We start from the raw sequence: 17154 nt of genomic DNA on the forward strand, positions 1-17154 counted from the left end.
CGCTCGGAATGTGGCAGACCCTGACCCACGCCCCGGCGGCGACAAGCCGGTCGAAGAGGCGGAGCCCGGCTCGCGAGCCCCGGGCACGATCAAGGTCGGCTCCATCGCCGGCAGCGACGTCCTGGTCACGCCGTCCTGGTTCCTGATCGCGGCGCTGATCGCCTGGCTGATGGCGCCTCGGATCGAGGCCGTCGAGCCAGGACTGGGCTGGTTGACGTACGTCGCCGGCTTCGCGTTCGCGATCGTGCTCTACGCAGCGGTGCTGCTGCACGAGGCGGCGCACGCCATCGTCGCCAAGCGGCTGGGCTATCCGGTGGGCGTGATCATGCTGCACTTCCTCGGCGGGGCGACCTCGGTGGAGAAGGAGGCGAAGCGGCCTCGCGACGAGTTCTGGATCGCCGTGGTCGGGCCACTGGTCTCCCTCGGCGTCGGCATGGCCGCCTACGGCGTCTCCTTCTTCACCCCCGACGGGCTCATCGGGCTGCTCGTCATGGGTCTGTGCGTCACGAACCTCTTCGTCGGCGTACTCAATCTCGTCCCCGGCCTGCCCCTCGACGGCGGCCGGTTGCTGAAGGCCGGCGTCTGGGCCGGGACCGGCAACGTCAACCGCGGCAGCATCGTCGCCGGCTGGGCGGGCCGCGTGCTCGCGGTCCTCGTGCTGCTGTGGCCCTTCACCCAGGGTCAGATCCTCCGCGTGCAGCCGGACCTCACGGACTACATCCTCGCCGTCATCATCGGCGTGTTCCTCTGGAGTGGCGCCTCCGCGGCGATCATGTCGGCGAAGGTACGCCTCCGCCTCCCGCTCCTCGTCGCCCGCGACCTCGCCCGCCGCACCCTGGCGGTGCCCGCCGACCTGCCGCTGGCCGAGGCCGTACGCCGCGCCCAGGAGGCCGAGGCCGGCAGCATCGTCACCGTGACCAGCGGAGGCGAGCCGATCGGTCTGGTGCACGAGGGGGCCCTGCTGGCCACTCCCGAGGACCGCCGCCCGTGGATGGCCACCTCGACGGTGACCCGCCGGCTCGAGGACGGTCTCACCCTCCCGGCCGACATCGACGGGGAGGCCCTGATCCAGGCGATCTCGAAGACGCCGGCGCCCGAATACCTCCTGGTCGAGCCCGACGGCTCGATCTACGGCGTCCTGGTCACCTCCGACGTCGACGCGGCGTTCCGCGCAGGAGCATAAGAGATCGCGGTTTGCCGGGTTCGGCGGGAAAACGGGTAGCCTCGGCGGGTGTCAAGCGCTGATATTCCAGACATTCCGGCCGAGGCCCGAGCAGGTGTGCACCGCGGGCCGCTCCGCGAGGGCGAGTGGGTGCGGCTGACCGACACCAAGGGTCGCCGCCACAACTTCGAGCTCGTCGCGGGCAAGCGCTTCTTCTCCAACAAGGGCCACATCGACCACGACGAGCTGATCGGCCGCGAGGAGGGCTTCACGGTCACCGCCTCCACCGGCGGCGAATACCTGGTCTTCCGCCCGCTCCTGTCGGAGTTCGTCGTCTCCATGCCCCGTGGCGCCGCCGTCGTCTACCCCAAGGACGCCGCCCAGATCGTCGCCATGGCCGACATCTTCCCGGGTGCCTCCGTCGTGGAGGCCGGGGTCGGCTCCGGTGCCCTGACCTGCTCGCTGCTGCGCGCGGTCGGTCCGTTCGGCAAGGTGACGTCCTTCGAGCGCCGCGAGGAGTTCGCCGAGGTCGCCCGCAAGAACGTCGACCAGTTCTTCGGCACTCCGGCGGGGGAGTCCCACCCCAACTGGTCGCTCAACCTCGGCGACCTCCAGGAGGAGCTCCCGCGCCAGCAGATCCGCTGCGACCGGCTGATCCTCGACATGCTCGCCCCGTGGGAGTGCATCGACGCGGCCGCCGAGTCGCTCTACCCCGGCGGCATGGTCTGCGCCTACGTCGCGACCACCACCCAGCTGTCCCGCTTCGTCGAGACGGTCCGTGCCCACGGCGGCTTCACCGAGCCGCAGGCGTGGGAGTCGCTGGTGCGTGACTGGCACGTCGAGGGTCTCGCGGTCCGGCCGGGTCACAAGATGATCGGCCACACCGCCTTCCTGGTGACGGCCAGGAAGCTGGCACCGGGCGAGCGTGCGCCTCGCAAGACGCGGCGACCTGCCCCCGGGGCGTACGGACCTGACTACACGGGTCCGCGCCCGGCCGACATGCCTGCTCCCGAGCCTGTCGCGGACGCCGTTCCCGGCGCCGCGCCGGAGGACGTCGCCGAGCTGGACTGAGTCCGGTCGGTGACAGTCCATGTTTCCGACGTGCCACAGGTCGACACGAACCGGTCGAAGTCGACCGAATAGTGTCCAACACCGGTAAATCCTTCTCCTCTCCTACCCCTCCGCCTTGTAGGGTCGAAGAAGTAGAGGAGGTGTGCTGATGTCGACATCCGATGGATTCCATTCCGAGGGGCGCAGCCCCGAGGAGCTCGAGAGTCATGTCCGTTTCCTCGAAGCTGAGGTGACCGACCTGCGGCACAGACTGACCGAGATGCCCGGATCTTCGCGTGGCCTGGAGGCGCGGCTCGCTGACGCGCAGCGCTCCCTGGCCGCCGTGACGTCGCAGAACGAGCGACTCACCGTGACGCTTCGGGATGCCCGAGACCAGATCATCAAGCTCAAGGAGGAGGTCGACCGGCTGGCACAGCCGCCAGCAGGCTTCGGCACCTTCATCGAGCGCAACGAGGACGACTCGATCGATGTCTTCACCGGTGGGCGCAAGCTCCGGGTGACCGCATCGCCCAATGTCGACCTCGACGAGCTGCGCTATGGCCAGGAGGTCATGCTCAACGAGGCGCTGAACGTCGTGGCCGCGATGGAGTTCGAGAAGGTCGGCGAGGTGGTGATGTTCAAGGAGCTGCTCGCCGACGGTGAGCGCGCCCTGGTGATCGCCAACGCCGACGAGGAGCGCGTGGTGCGGCTCGCCGAGCCGCTCCTCAACGACGCCATCCGCGCCGGTGACTCCCTGCTCCTCGAACCACGCTCGGGTTATGTCTACGAGAAGGTGCCCAAGTCCGAGGTCGAGGAGCTCGTCCTGGAGGAGGTGCCCGACATCTCCTACGAGTCGATCGGTGGCCTCAGCGGCCAGATCGAGCAGATCCAGGACGCGGTCGAGCTGCCCTACCTCTACCCGGAGCTCTTCATCGAGCACCAGCTCAAGCCGCCGAAGGGCGTGCTGCTCTACGGTCCTCCGGGATGTGGCAAGACCCTGATCGCGAAGGCCGTCGCCAACTCGTTGGCGAAGAAGGTCGCCGCGAAGACGGGAGCGGACGGCAAGTCCTACTTCCTCAACATCAAGGGCCCCGAGCTCCTCAACAAGTACGTCGGTGAGACCGAGCGCCACATCCGCCTGGTCTTCCAGCGGGCTCGTGAGAAGGCCGCAGCCGGCACCCCGGTGATCGTCTTCTTCGACGAGATGGACTCGCTGTTCCGTACGCGTGGCACCGGTGTCTCCTCCGACGTGGAGAACACCATCGTCCCGCAGCTGCTCTCCGAGATCGACGGTGTCGAGGCGCTGGAGAACGTGCTGGTCATCGGTGCCTCCAACCGTGAGGACATGATCGACCCGGCGATCCTGCGCCCGGGCCGTCTGGACGTGAAGATCAAGATCGAGCGTCCCGATGCCGAGGGTGCTCGCGACATCTTCTCGAAGTACCTGGTCCCCGAGCTGCCGCTGCACCCGACCGATGTGGGCGAGTTCAACGGCGACAAGCAGGCCACCATCGACGAGCTCATCCGCACCACCGTGGAGCGGATGTACACCGAGTCCGAGGAGAACCGCTTCCTGGAGGTCACCTACGCCAACGGTGACAAGGAGATCCTCTACTTCAAGGACTTCAACTCCGGCGCGATGATCCAGAACATCGTCGACCGGGCCAAGAAGATGGCCATCAAGTCCTTCCTGGACTCCGGTGAGGACGCCGCCCAGAAGGGCCTGCGGGTGCAGCACCTGCTCCAGGCCTGCGTGGACGAGTTCAAGGAGAACGAGGACCTCCCCAACACCACCAACCCCGACGACTGGGCCCGCATCTCCGGCAAGAAGGGCGAGCGGATCGTCTTCATCCGCACGCTCATCACTGGCAAGCAGGGCACCGAGCCCGGCCGTTCCATCGAGCAGGTCTCCAACACCGGTCAGTACCTGTAACCCACTGCACCACCGAGATCGGCCTGCCACCTGCGGAAACGCGGTGGCAGGCCGATTCGCGTCTGCGGGTTGGAAGGCGCGCCGATCGTCGGCCTCACTCCGCAGGCGGGAGAACCAGCATCAACGCCTCGACGACGCATGCCGGCCGCTCCTGGTCCTCGATCTCGATCGTGTAGCGCACCCGGGCGAGGACGCCGGGGCCGGAGTCCTCGGCCGATATCATCGCCGCGCGGGCTCGTACGCGGTCGCCGGGGCGGACAGGGGAGAGGAACCGGACCTTGTCGAGCCCGTAGTTGAGGGCGCGGCCGATGTTGGCGAACGTGAACACGTCGTTGCTCAGGCGCGGGACCAGCGACAACGTCAGGTAGCCGTGCGCGATCGTGCTGCCGAGGTCGCTGCCGGCGGCCCGTTCGGTGTCGACGTGGATCCACTGCCAGTCCTCGGTCACGTCGGCGAAAGACGTGATGCGGGCCTGGTCGATCTCGAACCAGGGCCCGGGGTCGAGGTCGGTGCCGACGGCGGCGCGTACGCCATCGATCCCGTCGAGGGTCAACGTCATGATTCCTCCTGGATTGAATTCGGTTCAGGTATCGTACGACGCGGACAGCCAGTCGTGGTGAACATCCACCGAGTGAACGGAGTGAAGAGATGGGTCGATTCGAGGATCGCGTGGTCGTCGTGACCGGGGCCGCCCGAGGGATCGGGTACGCCTGCGCCCAGCGTTTCGCGGAGGAGGGCGGTCGGGTCGCGGTGCTCGACCTCGACGACACGGCCGCCAAGGACGCGGCCGCGCAGCTTCCCGGCAGCGGCCACCTGGGCATCGGGACGGACGTGTCGGCGTCGGCGAGCGTCGACGAGGCGGTCGGACGCGTGGTCACCGAGCTCGGTGGGCTGCACGTGCTCATGAACAACGCCGGCATCACCCGCGACAACCTGCTCTTCAAGATGTCGGAGGCCGAGTGGGACCAGGTCGTCGACGTGCACCTCAAGGGCGCGTTCCTGATGTCGCAGGCAGCGCAGAAGCACTTCGTGGAGCAGCGCTACGGGAAGATCGTCAACGTCTCCTCGACCTCCGCGCTCGGCAACCGCGGCCAGGCCAACTACTCGGCCGCCAAGATGGGCATCCAGGGCTTCACGCGCACGCTGGCGATCGAGCTCGGGCCGTACGGCGTCAACGTCAACGCCATCGCTCCCGGGTTCATCGCCACCGAGATGACCGACCAGACCGCGGCGCGCCTGGGCCTCGAGCCGGACGAGTTCCGACGGCTCAACGCCGAGGCCAACCCGGTCAGGCGGGTCGGCATGCCGGAGGACATCGCTGCCACCGCCGCCTTCCTGGCGAGCGACGAGGGGTCCTACATCACCGGTCAGACGCTGTACGTCGACGGCGGCGGCAAGCTCTGACCCCGAGCCGAACACGCTGCCCCTGGCGGCCGGGCTGCGACACCCGGCCGCCGGAGGCGGGTCAGCCCACGTACGGCCGGGTCCTCCGCATCTCCAGCCGCGCGACCGTCCGACGATGCACGGCGTCGGGGCCGTCGACGATGCGCAGCACCCGCGCCCAGGCGTAGAAGTACGCCAGCGGGGTGTCGTCGGAGACGCCGGCTCCGCCGAAGACCTCGATCGCGCGGTCGATGACCGCGGTCGCCATCGCCGGCGCCGACACCTTGATCGCGCTGATCTCGCTGCGGGCGGCCTTGGCGCCGTACGTGTCGATCTTCCAGGCCGCTTCGAGGACGTGGAGCCGGGCCTGATCGATCTCGATGCGTGACTGCGCGATGTGGTCCTGCACGTTGGCGTAGTCGGACAGCGGCTGTCCGAACGCGACCCGGCTGCGCGCGCGCTCGACCATGAGGGCGAGGGCGCGCTCAGCCATGCCGATGGCCCGCATCGCGTGATGGATCCGCCCCGGCCCGAGCCTCGCCTGGGAGATGAGGAACCCGTCGCCCTCCTCGGCGAGGAGGTTGGCGACCGGGACGCGTACGTCGCGGAAGACGATCTCCGAGTGTCCGTGCTGGTCCTGGTAGCCGAAGATCGGCAGGTGTCGTTCGATCTCGAGGCCCGGGGCATCCCGAGGCACGAGCACCATCGACTGCTGCCGGTGGGTCTCGGCGTCGGGATCCGTCTTCCCCATGACGATGAAGATCTGGCAGCGCTCGTCGGCGGCGCCGGTGATGAACCACTTGCGGCCGTTGATGACGTAGTCGTCGCCGTCGCGGGTGATGAGGGTGGTGATGTTGGTGGCGTCGGAGGAGGCGACCTCCGGCTCCGTCATCGCGAAGGCCGAGCGGATCTCACCGGCCAGGAGCGGTTCGAGCCACCGCTTGCGCTGCTCGTCGGTGGCGAACAGCTCGAGGGTCTCCATGTTGCCGGTGTCGGGCGCCTGGCAGTTGATCGCCTCGGGCGCGATCACGGGCGACCACCCCGAGATCTCGGCGACCGAGGCGTAGTCGGCGTTGGTCAGGCCGGAGTGCTGGGGAAGGAAGAGGTTCCACAGCCCGCGTCTGCGTGCCTCGTGCTTCAGGTCCTCCATGACCGGCGGATGAGTGTGCTCGCCGTGCTCGCGCAGGTGGGCGTGCCAGACCGGTTCGGCGGGGAAGACATGCGTGCGCATGAAGTCCCACATGTTCTCGCAGGCCTCCTGGGCCTTGGCCGATGGTGCGAAGTCCATCTCGGTGCTCCTTGGGATCAGATCAGGTCGAGGCCGGCGCGGGCGAGCGCGAGGATCTCGTCGTCGAGGTCGCCGAAGTCCTGGCCGCCCATCGCTCCGTCGCGGGACCTGTTGGCGACGCCCTGGGCGATGACGGCGAACTTGAAGTGGGCCAGCGCGACGTGGAAGTCCAGGTCGTCCAGGCTCATCCCGGTCGTACGCGCATAGCGCTCCAGCAGTTGCGAGCGGGTCGGGAAGCCGGGCTGGTCGGTGACGGCCGGCGTCAGCGAGGAGATCGGCGGTTCGCCCGGGTGGCGCCAGAACATCAAGGCATAGCCCAGGTCGGTGAGCGGGTCGCCGAGCGTGGACAGCTCCCAGTCGAGGACCGCGTTGATCGTGCCCGGGTCGTCGAGGTGGAGGACGCAGTTGTCGATGCGGTAGTCGCCATGGACGATCGAGGTGGCCTGCTGGGCGGGTACGCGACCGGCGAGACGGCCGGCGAGCTCGTCGACCTCGGGCACGTCGTGGGTGCGCGAGCTCTCCCACTGCCTGGTCCAGCGGCGCACCTGTCGCTCGGCGTAGCCATCGGGTCGGCCGTAGTCGCCCAGGCCGACCTCGCCCGGGTCGACGGCGTGGAGCGCGGCGAGGGCGTCGATGAAGGCGAAGCCGAGTCGCTGCCGCTCCTCGGCGGTCGCCGCGTACCCGGTGGGGAGGGCCTCGCGGACGATGTGCCCGGGGACCCGCTCCATCACGTAGCAACGGATCCCGATCAGCTCGCCGGCGTCGGCCATCACGATCCGCGCCACCGGCACGGGCGAGCTCGCCAGCGCCGCCTGCACACGGGCCTCGCGGAGCATGTCGTGAGCGCTCGGCAGCAGCTCGCCGGTCGGTGGGCGACGCAGCACGAGCTCGCCGGCGGGGGAGGAGAGCAGGAAGGTCAGGTTCGACTTGCCGCCGCTGATCAGCTCGGCTCGGACCTCGCTCCACCCGGGCTCGCCGGTCGCCTCGACCAGTGCCGGCGCGAGTCGTTCCAGTCCCGCCAGCTCGGCCGCCGACACCGCTGCGATCTCGGTCATCACGCCTCCTGTCGCTCGTGTGGGCGCACACCCTTGTAATTGAAGTGAATTCAAGTAGTGTGATGACACTAGCGGATACCCGGTTCGAGGAGAAGCCCATGACCCAGAGCCTGGCCGTCTGGCCAGAAGCCGCCCCGTCGATCGTCGCGCCGATCGAGGAGCACGAGCAGCTGCGCGACGTGGTCCGTCATCTGCTCGATCGCGACGCCGACCATCAGGCCGTACGCCACGCCGCCGACTCGGCGCGAGGGTGGTCGGACGACCTGTGGCTGAGGCTGAACAAGGAGCTGGACGTCGGCTCGATGATCGTCCCCGAGGAGCGCGGCGGAGCCGGCTTCGGCCTGCGCGACCTCGCCGTCGTGCTGGAGGAGGCGGGTGCGGCGCTGCTTCCCGAGCCCGTCCTCGAGTCGTCGGTGCTGACCGCGCTGACGTTCTCGCTCGCCGACGACACCGAGGCTGTGCGCGAGATGCTGGCCGCCGTCGCCGCGGGTGACCTCGTCGGCACGGTCGCGCTCTCCGCAGCGGTCCGGGTGGTCGACGGCAGGGCCACCGGGACACTGGCCCGGGTCGTCGCCGGTGCCGACATCGACCTCGTCGTCTTCGGCGGTGAGGACGGAGTTTTCGTCGTTCGCCGGACAGACCCCGGCGTCGAGACCCGCCGGCTCGAGGTCCTCGACACGACCCGTCGCCAGGCCGACGTCGTGCTCAGCGGCGCAGAGGTCCTCCGCGTCGTCGGTGCCGAGCGGGCCGAGCAGGTCCTGGCGCGCGTACGCCGGGCCGCCACCGTCGCCGTCGCGGCCGAGCACGTCGGCATCATCCGCCACCAGCTCGATGCCGTGGTCGAGTACGTCGGCCAGCGCGAGCAGTTCGGCCGGCCGATCGGTTCCTTCCAGGCGATCAAGCATCGCCTCGCCGACGGGCTCGTCGACCTGCAGCGTGCACGCTCCGCCGTCGTCTACGCCGCGGCGCTCTACGACGAGAACCCCGATGCGGCCCTGGCCGCCGAGGTCGCCGGGGCCGTGGCCACCGATGCCGTGATCCGTACGGTGCACGAGGCCGTGCAGCTGCACGGTGGCATCGGGTTCACCTGGGAGCATCCGGCCCACTTCTACGTCCGACGCGCCCTGGGCGACGAGGGCATCTTCGGCAGCGCCCGGGAGCATCGCACCCGCATCGCGGACCTCGCCGGGATCTGAGGCCGGGGGCGTGGTGGCGGGCGCCCCCACGCCCCGCTCGGCTCAGAAGGTCAGCTGCCCTCCAGGTGCGTGCGAGCGGCGGTCAGCCCGAACACGATCGCCGCGGCGAGACCGCCGGCGTACGCCCGGTTCCACAGGCCGCCCGTGTCGGACCCGGCCGCCAGGAGGCCAGGGATCGGAGCGCCGTCGACCGCCAGGACCCGCGCCCGCTCGTCGATCAGCACCCCGACGAACGGGAACGTGATCGCGGGCGTGGTCTCGACGACGTAGTACGGCGGCTCGTCGAGCGGTGTGGCGTCGAGCTTCCTGCCCGGCGTCGTCCCCGCGGCGACCTCCGCGTTGAAGCGCTCGATCGCCGAGCGGATGGCAGCCCCGTCGTAGCCCCACTCCTCCGGCAGGTACTCCAGCTCCTCGAGCGACTCCGCCAGGCCCGTGCGTCCGCCCCGCTTCGACGCGAGCGCGAACTTGTCGACGCTCACCGCCCCCTCGACGTACGCCGGCACCATCCAGTCGCGACGGACCCGCGCGTCGGCGATGAGCAGTCCGCGGGCCTCCGGCTGCTCGCTCAGCGCGACCGTGGTGAGGTGGTCGCCGAGCGTCTCGTCGACGAACCGCTCGTTGTCGAGGTTGAAGAGCAGCGCGTGCTCGCTGTAGTAGAGCGAGAGGTCGACGAAGTCGCCGGAGTCCTTGAACGGTACGCCGCTCGGCACCAGGTGGCCGTAGAAGCCGGCGCGCTCGAGGCCCGTCGCGGCCCCTACGGCCGTCGCCAGACGTAGTCCGTCGCCCCTGCTGTTCGGGTTGGACCGCAGGGGCAGTGCGCCGGCACCTGGGCCGAGCAGCTTCTCGCGCATCTCGGGGTCGGCCTGGAAGCCGCCGGTGGCGAGGACCGTGGTACGTGCCCGGATCTCCACGACCTCGTCCGTGGGCAGCCGCAGGCGGGCGCCGGCAACGGCACCGTCGTCGACGAGGAGCTCCTCGGTCGTGGTCGAGAGCAGCACCTGGCCGCCTGACTCCGTGACCATGCGACGGCAGGTGTCGACGTACTGGTTGGTGTCGAAGCCGTGGCCCTGACCGAAGGAGAGGATCCGCTGGGAGGCGCCGGCTTCGACCCCGGTGCTGCGGATCCAGTCCACCGCGGCGTCGAACCGCTCGACGAGGGTCCGCTTGAGGGCCTCGTCGCCGCCGGGATTCTGCTCGTCCATCACCGCATCCGTCGGAGCGGTCCAGATGTAGCCGGCGAACCGTCCGGAGCCACCCACGTCGGAGGAGACCTCAACGACGGTGACGCGCTGTCCGTCACGCGATGCGCGGGCGGCGGCGGTGAGTCCGGCCATGCCGCCGCCGATGACCAGGAGGTCGGGGGAGAGGTCCATGAGCGCCTTTCGTCCTGCCCGGCAGTGCACCCGGGTTCGTGATGATGTTCTCGCGACCGTACCAATCGAACTAACTTCAGTTCAACGATTGACGGAGAGTGACGAACGTCCCATACTGAAGTGAATCCACTTCATATTGCCACCGACCGAAAGGCACCGGCCATGGTTGTCAACACCGACCACGTCGTTCTCGAGAAGGACGGCGGCGTCGCCCGCGTCTGGCTCAACCGTCCGCACAAGAAGAACGCGGTCACCGTCGAGCTGCTCCACCGCCTGGACGAGATCATCAAGGAGGTCGACGAGGACCCCGAGCTGAAGGTGCTGGTGCTCCGCGGCCGCGGCAACACCTTCTGCTCCGGCTTCGACCTCGACGAGCTCCTGGAGAACTACGTCGGCAACACCATGGCCATGGAGGTCGCGGTGCTCTCCGCCCAGGTCTGCGACCGGCTCTACCAGATGAACACGCCGTCCGTCGCCGTCCTCGAGGGGTACGTCACCGCCGGCGGTTTCGAGCTGATGATCTCCTGCGACTTCGCGGTCTCCGCGGACGACGCCAAGATCGGCGACTTCCACATCCGTCGCGCCCTCTTCGGCGGCGCCGGCCCGATCTACCGCCTGCCCCGCATGATCGGTCTGCGCAAGACCAAGGAGCTCATGCTGACCGGCAAGCTCCTCTCCGGCCAGGAGGCCAAGGACTTCGACCTGATCAACGACTCGGCCCCGGCCGAGCAGCTCGACCAGCTCGTCGAGGATTTCGTCGCGCCGATCATCGACAAGAGCCCGTTCGCGATGCGGCTGACCAAGATGGCGATCAACCAGGGCCTCGACGCGGACGTCCGCTCACTGATGGTCATGGAGCACCTCGCCGTCGGCAACGCCCTCCAGTCGGAGGACGCCAAGGAGGGTGTGGAGGCCTTCCTCGGCAAGCGCGAGCCCAAGTGGGTCGGCCGCTGATCCGCAGCTGACCCGACCGACGAGTCATCCTGGTGAGGAGAGCGAAGTGACGGACGTGCAGACCCCTGCCCTCAAGGGGAGCCGGTGTGCCGACTGCGGCAACGTGGCCTTCCCGGAGGCGCGGGGCTGCCAACGCTGTGGTGCGGTGGCGATGGAGCCGGTGGACCTCGGACGGCGTGGCACGGTGTGGGGCTTCACCATCCAGCGGTTTGCGCCGAAGTCGCCGCCGTACGTTCCCCCGGCCGACGGCTTCCGGCCCTTCGCGGTCGGCTACGTCGAGCTGCCCGAAGGAGTGAAGGTCGAGGCGGTCCTGGACTGCGCGGACTTCGCCGACCTCGAGGAGCAGGCGCCGGTCGAGCTGGTCGCCACCACGCCGGTGCCGCGGTTCGCCGCGACCGGCGCCGGCTCCGCGACGGAGGAGAGCTGATGTCGAACGTCTCCATCATCGGCGCCGGACTCTCGAAGTTCGGTCGCCAGAACGGGGTGACGGGCCGGGAGATGGCGGTGACGGCGATCCATGCCGCGCTCGCCGACGCCCAGCTCGAGTGGCCGGACATCCAGGTCGCCTTCGGTGGCAGCGACGGTGCCGGCCTCGCCGACACCCTCGTCGCCGACCTCGGCCTCACCGGGATCCCGTTCACCAACGTCAAGAACGGCTGCGCCACCGGCGGCAGCGCCCTGGTCTCCGCCGTCAACGCGATCCGCTCGGGACAGGCCGAGGTGGCTCTCGCGGTCGGCTTCGACAAGCACCCGCGGGGCGCCTTCGACCCGCGCCCGGAGGACTGGGGTCTCGACCTCGGCTACGGCGAGGCCGGGCTGATGGTCACCACGCAGTTCTTCGGCATCAAGATCGCCCGCTACATGCGGGAGTACGGGATCACCGACGCCACGCTCGGCCGGGTCGCCGCCAAGGCCTATCGCAACGGCTCCCTCAACCCGAACGCCTGGCGGCGCGACCCGATCAGCGAGGAGGAGATCCTCTCCGCCGACATGGTCAACGACCCGCTGACCCGGCTCATGTTCTGCTCGCCGGGCGAGGGCGGTGCGGCGATCATCGTCGCCAGCGAGGCCGCTGCTCGGAAGGCGGGCCTACGGCCCGTACAGCTGCTGTCGGTGGCCGCGCGCACCCGGAAGTTCGGCTCCTTCGAGGTCTTCAGCCCCGCCGTCCAGGGGCACGGTCGTCCCTCGAGCGTGAGCGCGGACGCGGCGGCGGCAGCGTTCGCCATGGCAGGGGTCACCCCCGACCAGATCGATGTAGCGCAGCTCCAGGACACCGAGAGCGGGGCCGAGGTGATGCACCTGGCCGAGTGCGGTTTCTGCAAGGACGGTGAGCAGGAGGACCTCATCGCCTCCGGCGCCACCGAGATCGGAGGTCAGCTGCCGGTCAACACCGACGGTGGCTGCATCGCCAACGGGGAGCCGATCGGTGCCTCCGGTCTGCGGCAGGTGCACGAGATCGTCACCCAGCTGCGCGGCGAGGCCGGCGACCGGCAGGTTCCCGGCAGCCCGAAGCTCGGCTTCACCCACGTCTACGGCGCACCCGGCATCAGCGCGTGCACCGTCCTGGGGGTGTGAGCATGATCGGGCTGGAGGAGTTCCTGGCCGAGGGCCGCTCCTGGCTGGCCTCCGTCGCCGACGTACGCACCACCCACGCTTGGGGCGAGGGCTCGGACTCCGTCGCGGTCTTCGAGAACTGGACCGCCGCGCAGGAGCGTGCCGAGACCGATCGCATCCGGGCGTACGAGCAGGCCAAGTTCGACGCCGGGTTCGGTGCGATCACCTGGTCGGCGGAGTACGGAGGCCGTGGCCTGCCGGTCGCGTACCTGCTCGCCTTCCGGCGCCTCGAGGCCGAGTACGACGTGCCTCGGCGCACCGAGATGTTCCCGGTCACCCAGCAGCTCATCGCGCCGACCATCGCGCAGTGGGGGACCGAGGAGCAGCGGGCGACCTACGTGCGCGCCATGCTGCGTACGGATCTGATCGCCTGCCAGCTCTTCTCCGAGACCGAGGCCGGCTCCGACCTCGCGGCGGTACGCACCAGGGCGACCCGCCTGGACGACGGCCGGTGGCGGCTCGACGGGCACAAGGTCTGGACCTCGGGTGCCCGGGTCGCTGACTACGGGGTCGCGGTCACCCGCACCGATCCCTCGGCCGCCAAGCACGCCGGTCTCACGGTCTTCATCGTGCCGATGGATGCCGAGGGCGTGACCGTACGCCCGATCCGGCAGATGACGGGCGGGACGTCGTTCAACGAGGTCTACCTCGACGGGGTCGTCCTCGACGACGCCCTGCGGCTCGGCCCCGAGGGCCAGGGCTGGAAGGTCGCCCTCACCGTGCTCGCCTCCGAGCGGCTCGACTCCGGGTCCCTCGGTCTGGAGAACGCCGACCAGGCCGTCGAGCTCGCCCGCAACCTCGGCCGTCCGCTCGACGCGCTCGAGCGCGACCAGGTCGCCGACCTGATCACCCGCAGCTACGTGCAACGGCTCACCGGGATGCGCGTCGCCGCGGCCGTGGTCTCGGGTCAGGACCCGGGCCCCGAGGCGTCGGTCGGCAAGCTCCTCGCCACCGACACCATGGCGCGCACCTCGGAGGTCGTGCGTGCCCTGCTCGGTGCCGAGCTCAGCGCGAGCTCCGAGCGATGGGGCACCTGGGCGTGGACCGAGCACGTCCTGGGCGCTCCCGGCTACCGGATCGCGGGCGGCACCGACGAGATCCAGCACAACATCATCGCCGAGCGGGTGCTCGGCCTGCCCCGGGAGCCACGCCCATGACCGAGCAGCCCTACGAGCTCGAGCTCGGCCCCCGCATCGCCGACGTCCTGCGGGACCGGACGGGCCTGACCGGGATCGGCGAGCTCGCCGTCCTCCCCGGTGGCCACTCCGGCCTCACCTACCGGCTTCCGGTGGGGGAGGGCCGCGACCTCGTGGTCAAGGCCGTCCCTCGCGGTCAGCGGTCCATCGGCCGCCACGACATGCTCAAGCAGGCGCGGATCATGAGCGCGCTGGCCGAGACCGACGTACCGGTGCCACCGGTGCGCGCCGTCGACGAGACCGAGCCGGCCTGGTTCGCCGTCGACTTCATCCACGGGGAGTCGATCGAGCCGACTCTCGACGACCCGGCGATCGCCCCCGATGTCGCCGCCGCCCGGATGCTGCGGGCCGCGGAGATCCTGCCGCGGCTCCACCGGGTCCCGGTCGCGAGCCTGCCGGCCGGCGGGGATCCGCTGACCCCGCAGGAGGAGCTCGCCCGATGGTCCAAGACGATGGGCGCGGTCCCCGCCGAGCTCGTCCCGGGTGCGGCCGACCTCGAGGAGCGGCTCGCCCGCCGCGTACCGGATGCGCTGGACGTCACGCTCGTGCACGGTGACTACCGGCTCGGCAACATCATCTGCGTCGGCAACGAGCCCGCCGCGATCATCGACTGGGAGATCTGGAGCCTCGGCGACCCCCGCGTCGAGCTCGGCTGGTTCCTCGTCTTCGCCGACGGCTCGAACTTCCCCGGGGTCGGTCGCGAGGTGCCTGGCCTGCCCAGTGAGGAGGCACTGCTCGAGGCGTACGCAGCAGGCGGCCGTGCCCCCGAGGCGATGGCCTGGTTCAACGCTCTGGGCCGCTTCAAGATGGCCGCGATCATGGGCCACAACCTGCGGCGGCACCGCGAGGGCAGGCACCACGACCCGGACCAGGAGCGCCTGCCCGACACCATCGTCCGGCTCATCAGCAGCGGACTCGAGCGGCTCGGCTGAGCCGCGCCAGGAGGATCACCATGGACTTCGCACTCTCGCCGCGGACCGAGGAGCTCAAGGTCGAGCTCGAACGGTTCATGAGCGAGCACGTCTACCCGGCCGAGCCGGTCTACGACGCGCAGATCGCCGAGAACGACAACCCCCACGAGCAGCCGCAGATCATGCGCGACCTGCAGAAGATCGCTCGCGACCGCGGGCTCTGGAACCTCTTCATGACCCATGGCGACCGTGGCGCCGGGCTCACCAACCTGGAGTACGCCCCGCTGGCCGAGATCGTCGGCCGCTCCATCATCGGCAACGAGGCGATCAACTGCTCCGCCCCGGACACCGGCAACATGGAGATCCTGGCGATGTACGCCACCCCGGAGCAGCAGCGGCAGTGGCTCGACCCGCTGCTCGCCTGTGAGATCCGGTCCGCCTTCGCGATGACCGAGCCGGAGGTGGCCAGCTCGGACGCCACCAACATCACCTCGACGATCACCCGCGACGGGGACGAGTACGTCCTCAACGGCCGCAAGTGGTACACCTCCGGCATCCTCGATCCGGACTGCAAGCTCGTGATCTTCATGGGCAAGTCGGATCCGGACGGCCCGACGTACCGGCAGCAGAGCATGATCCTGGTGCCGGCGGACGCTCCCGGCATCGAGGTGCTGCGCGACCTGCCGATGTTCGGCTACCGCGACCGGCTCGGCCACGGCGAGGTGCAGTTCACCGACGTACGGGTGCCGGCGGCCAACATGCTCGGCGAGGAGGGCGACGGCTTCAAGATCGCCCAGGGACGGCTCGGTCCGGGCCGGATGCACTACGCGATGCGGGCCATCGGCTTCGCCGAGCGGGCGCTCGACCTGATGTGCCGGCGGGCGCTCTCCCGGGTCGCCTTCAAGGAGCCGCTGGCCGAGCGCGGGGTCGTCCGCGAGTGGATCGCGCGGAGCCGGATGGAGATCGACCAGATCCGGCTGCTCACCTTCCGCGCCGCCTGGCTGATGGACACCCAGGGCAACAAGTCCGCCCGCTCCGACGTGGCGGCGATCAAGGTCGCCGCGATGGAGACCGCGCACCGGGTCGTCGACCGCGCCGTACAGGTCCATGGCGCCGCCGGGGTCAGCGACGACACCGTCCTCGCTCGTCTCTACGCGATCACCCGTGCCCTCCAGATCGCCGACGGTCCCAACGAGGTACACCTGCGCACCATGGCCCGCCTGGAGCTGAAGAAGCACGAGGCCGGCGCATGAGCGGGGAGCTGGCCGGCAAGGTCGCCCTGGTGACCGGTGCGACCCGTGGCCTCGGTCTCGCGATCGCGCAGGCGCTCGCGGCCGAGGGGGCCGCGGTCGTCGTGTCGAGCCGCAAGGAGGACGCCTGCCGCGAGGTCGCCGAGAAGATCGCTGCGACGTACGGCGTCGAGGCGCTCGCCCTGCCGCTGCACGTCGGTCACTGGGACGAGATCGAGCCGGCCGTCGCGACGGTGGTCGAACGCCTCGGGCACCTCGACATCCTGGTCAACAACGCCGGGATCGCGCCGCTCGCACCGTCGTTGCTCGAGGTCACCGAGGCGCTCCTGGAGAAGACGATGGAGATCAATCTCAAGGGTCCGTTCCGGCTGATGGCCGTCGCCGGCGCCCACATGCGTGAGCGCGGAGCCGGCTCGATCATCAACATCTCCAGCATCGGTGCCGTACGTCCGAGCCCGGCCGAGGCGATGTACGCCGCCGCCAAGAACGGCCTCAACGCGCTCACCCAGGCCTTCGCCCAGGAGTACGCCCCGCACGTGCGGGTCAACTGCGTGCTGCCCGGTGCGTTCGAGACCGACATGGCCGCCGGCTGGGACGAGGAGTTCCTCGACCTCGTCACCCGCAACCTGCCGGCCGGCCGGCTCGGCAGGCCCGAGGAGGTCGCGAGCATGGTCGTCCATCTCGCCGGCGACCGCTCGGGCTACACCACCGGCTCCCTCATCGCCGTCGACGGCGGCCGTACCGCCGTCTACTGACCCACCCCTCATCAGATCTCCCTGGAAGGACACC

16 protein-coding genes are annotated in these 17154 nt (G+C 69.7%); 12 read left to right on the forward strand and 4 right to left on the reverse strand.

Features of this window, described 5'->3' with window-relative positions; translation table 11 throughout:
• The first annotated feature begins 10 nt into the window (after positions 1 to 10).
• The 3 genes from HD557_RS11025 (at position 11) to arc (ending at position 4145) form a co-directional block, all read left to right on the forward strand.
• Positions 11 to 1183: a site-2 protease family protein gene (locus HD557_RS11025; RefSeq protein WP_196873917.1), complete on the forward strand. Its 1173-nt coding sequence runs from the start codon at positions 11 to 13 to the stop codon at positions 1181 to 1183.
• Between the two features lie 48 nt (positions 1184 to 1231).
• On the forward strand, positions 1232 to 2233 hold the full coding sequence (locus tag HD557_RS11030) for a tRNA (adenine-N1)-methyltransferase (RefSeq protein ID WP_307785592.1): 1002 nt from the start codon (positions 1232 to 1234) through the stop codon (positions 2231 to 2233).
• A gap of 148 nt (positions 2234 to 2381) precedes the next feature.
• A complete protein-coding gene (gene arc, locus HD557_RS11035; protein WP_008356721.1) occupies positions 2382 to 4145 on the forward strand; it encodes a proteasome ATPase in 1764 nt (587 codons plus the stop codon).
• 94 nt (positions 4146 to 4239) lie between these two features.
• Here arc and HD557_RS11040 read toward each other — a convergent pair whose 3' ends face one another.
• Positions 4240 to 4704: a MaoC family dehydratase gene (locus HD557_RS11040; protein WP_008356719.1), complete on the reverse strand. Its 465-nt coding sequence runs from the start codon at positions 4702 to 4704 to the stop codon at positions 4240 to 4242.
• Between the two features lie 89 nt (positions 4705 to 4793).
• Here HD557_RS11040 and HD557_RS11045 point away from each other — a divergent pair, with 89 nt between their 5' ends.
• Positions 4794 to 5549, forward strand: a complete 756-nt coding sequence (locus tag HD557_RS11045) for an SDR family NAD(P)-dependent oxidoreductase (protein WP_008356718.1) — start codon at positions 4794 to 4796, stop codon at positions 5547 to 5549.
• 61 nt (positions 5550 to 5610) lie between these two features.
• On the opposite strand, the gene HD557_RS11050 is transcribed toward HD557_RS11045, so the two are convergent.
• Complete coding sequence (locus HD557_RS11050) at positions 5611 to 6816, reverse strand: acyl-CoA dehydrogenase family protein (RefSeq protein ID WP_196873918.1); 1206 nt, start codon at positions 6814 to 6816, stop codon at positions 5611 to 5613.
• Positions 6817 to 6833: 17 nt separating this feature from the next.
• Positions 6834 to 7871, reverse strand: coding sequence for a phosphotransferase family protein (locus tag HD557_RS11055; protein WP_196873919.1), 1038 nt, complete (start codon positions 7869 to 7871; stop codon positions 6834 to 6836).
• Between the two features lie 98 nt (positions 7872 to 7969).
• On the opposite strand from HD557_RS11055, the gene HD557_RS11060 reads away from it, so the two are divergent.
• Positions 7970 to 9067, forward strand: coding sequence for an acyl-CoA dehydrogenase family protein (locus HD557_RS11060; protein ID WP_196873920.1), 1098 nt, complete (start codon positions 7970 to 7972; stop codon positions 9065 to 9067).
• A 50-nt stretch (positions 9068 to 9117) separates the two neighbouring features.
• Here the strand turns inward: HD557_RS11060 and HD557_RS11065 are convergent, their stop codons facing one another.
• On the reverse strand, positions 9118 to 10440 hold the full coding sequence (locus HD557_RS11065) for an FAD-dependent oxidoreductase (RefSeq protein WP_196873921.1): 1323 nt from the start codon (positions 10438 to 10440) through the stop codon (positions 9118 to 9120).
• A 162-nt stretch (positions 10441 to 10602) separates the two neighbouring features.
• Here HD557_RS11065 and HD557_RS11070 point away from each other — a divergent pair, with 162 nt between their 5' ends.
• Genes HD557_RS11070 through HD557_RS11100 form a run of 7 tightly spaced genes read left to right on the forward strand, consistent with a single transcriptional unit; the run spans position 10603 to position 17120 of the window.
• Positions 10603 to 11394, forward strand: coding sequence for an enoyl-CoA hydratase/isomerase family protein (locus HD557_RS11070; RefSeq protein WP_008356713.1), 792 nt, complete (start codon positions 10603 to 10605; stop codon positions 11392 to 11394).
• Positions 11395 to 11440: 46 nt separating this feature from the next.
• Positions 11441 to 11821, forward strand: a complete 381-nt coding sequence (locus HD557_RS11075) for a Zn-ribbon domain-containing OB-fold protein (RefSeq protein ID WP_196873922.1) — start codon at positions 11441 to 11443, stop codon at positions 11819 to 11821.
• Positions 11821 to 12969, forward strand: a complete 1149-nt coding sequence (locus tag HD557_RS11080; protein ID WP_196873923.1) for a thiolase family protein — start codon at positions 11821 to 11823, stop codon at positions 12967 to 12969. Before HD557_RS11075 ends, HD557_RS11080 begins: the two co-directional genes overlap by 1 nt.
• Before the next feature lie 2 nt (positions 12970 to 12971).
• The gene (locus HD557_RS11085; RefSeq protein ID WP_196876376.1) at positions 12972 to 14165 is read left to right on the forward strand and encodes an acyl-CoA dehydrogenase family protein; all 1194 of its coding nucleotides are present in this window, start codon (positions 12972 to 12974) and stop codon (positions 14163 to 14165) included.
• Entirely contained in the window at positions 14162 to 15136 is a 975-nt protein-coding gene (locus HD557_RS11090; RefSeq protein WP_196873924.1) for a phosphotransferase family protein, read from the forward strand. The genes HD557_RS11085 and HD557_RS11090 overlap by 4 nt, the downstream gene beginning before the upstream one ends.
• Positions 15137 to 15156: 20 nt before the next feature.
• The gene (locus tag HD557_RS11095) at positions 15157 to 16368 is read left to right on the forward strand and encodes an acyl-CoA dehydrogenase family protein (RefSeq protein WP_196873925.1); all 1212 of its coding nucleotides are present in this window, start codon (positions 15157 to 15159) and stop codon (positions 16366 to 16368) included.
• On the forward strand, positions 16365 to 17120 hold the full coding sequence (locus HD557_RS11100) for an SDR family NAD(P)-dependent oxidoreductase (RefSeq protein ID WP_196873926.1): 756 nt from the start codon (positions 16365 to 16367) through the stop codon (positions 17118 to 17120). Before HD557_RS11095 ends, HD557_RS11100 begins: the two co-directional genes overlap by 4 nt.
• Positions 17121 to 17154 lie beyond the last annotated feature (34 nt).

Origin of the sequence: Nocardioides luteus, assembly GCF_015752315.1 — a bacterium.
GTDB lineage: Bacteria > Actinomycetota > Actinomycetes > Propionibacteriales > Nocardioidaceae > Nocardioides.

Bases quoted from the DNA above. Each gene is read 5' to 3' on its own strand.
- HD557_RS11095 (WP_196873925.1), top strand. From the start codon at position 15,157: ATGGACTTCGCACTCTCGCCGCGGACCGAGGAGCTCAAGGTCGAGCTC.
- HD557_RS11090 (WP_196873924.1), top strand. From the start codon at position 14,162: ATGACCGAGCAGCCCTACGAGCTCGAGCTCGGCCCCCGCATCGCCGAC.
- HD557_RS11085 (WP_196876376.1), top strand. From the start codon at position 12,972: ATGATCGGGCTGGAGGAGTTCCTGGCCGAGGGCCGCTCCTGGCTGGCC.
- HD557_RS11080 (WP_196873923.1), top strand. From the start codon at position 11,821: ATGTCGAACGTCTCCATCATCGGCGCCGGACTCTCGAAGTTCGGTCGC.
- HD557_RS11040 (WP_008356719.1), bottom strand. From the start codon at position 4,704: ATGACGTTGACCCTCGACGGGATCGATGGCGTACGCGCCGCCGTCGGC.
- HD557_RS11065 (WP_196873921.1), bottom strand. From the start codon at position 10,440: ATGGACCTCTCCCCCGACCTCCTGGTCATCGGCGGCGGCATGGCCGGA.
- HD557_RS11070 (WP_008356713.1), top strand. From the start codon at position 10,603: ATGGTTGTCAACACCGACCACGTCGTTCTCGAGAAGGACGGCGGCGTC.
- HD557_RS11055 (WP_196873919.1), bottom strand. From the start codon at position 7,871: ATGACCGAGATCGCAGCGGTGTCGGCGGCCGAGCTGGCGGGACTGGAA.
- HD557_RS11045 (WP_008356718.1), top strand. From the start codon at position 4,794: ATGGGTCGATTCGAGGATCGCGTGGTCGTCGTGACCGGGGCCGCCCGA.
- HD557_RS11060 (WP_196873920.1), top strand. From the start codon at position 7,970: ATGACCCAGAGCCTGGCCGTCTGGCCAGAAGCCGCCCCGTCGATCGTC.
- arc (WP_008356721.1), top strand. From the start codon at position 2,382: ATGTCGACATCCGATGGATTCCATTCCGAGGGGCGCAGCCCCGAGGAG.
- HD557_RS11100 (WP_196873926.1), top strand. From the start codon at position 16,365: ATGAGCGGGGAGCTGGCCGGCAAGGTCGCCCTGGTGACCGGTGCGACC.
- HD557_RS11050 (WP_196873918.1), bottom strand. From the start codon at position 6,816: ATGGACTTCGCACCATCGGCCAAGGCCCAGGAGGCCTGCGAGAACATG.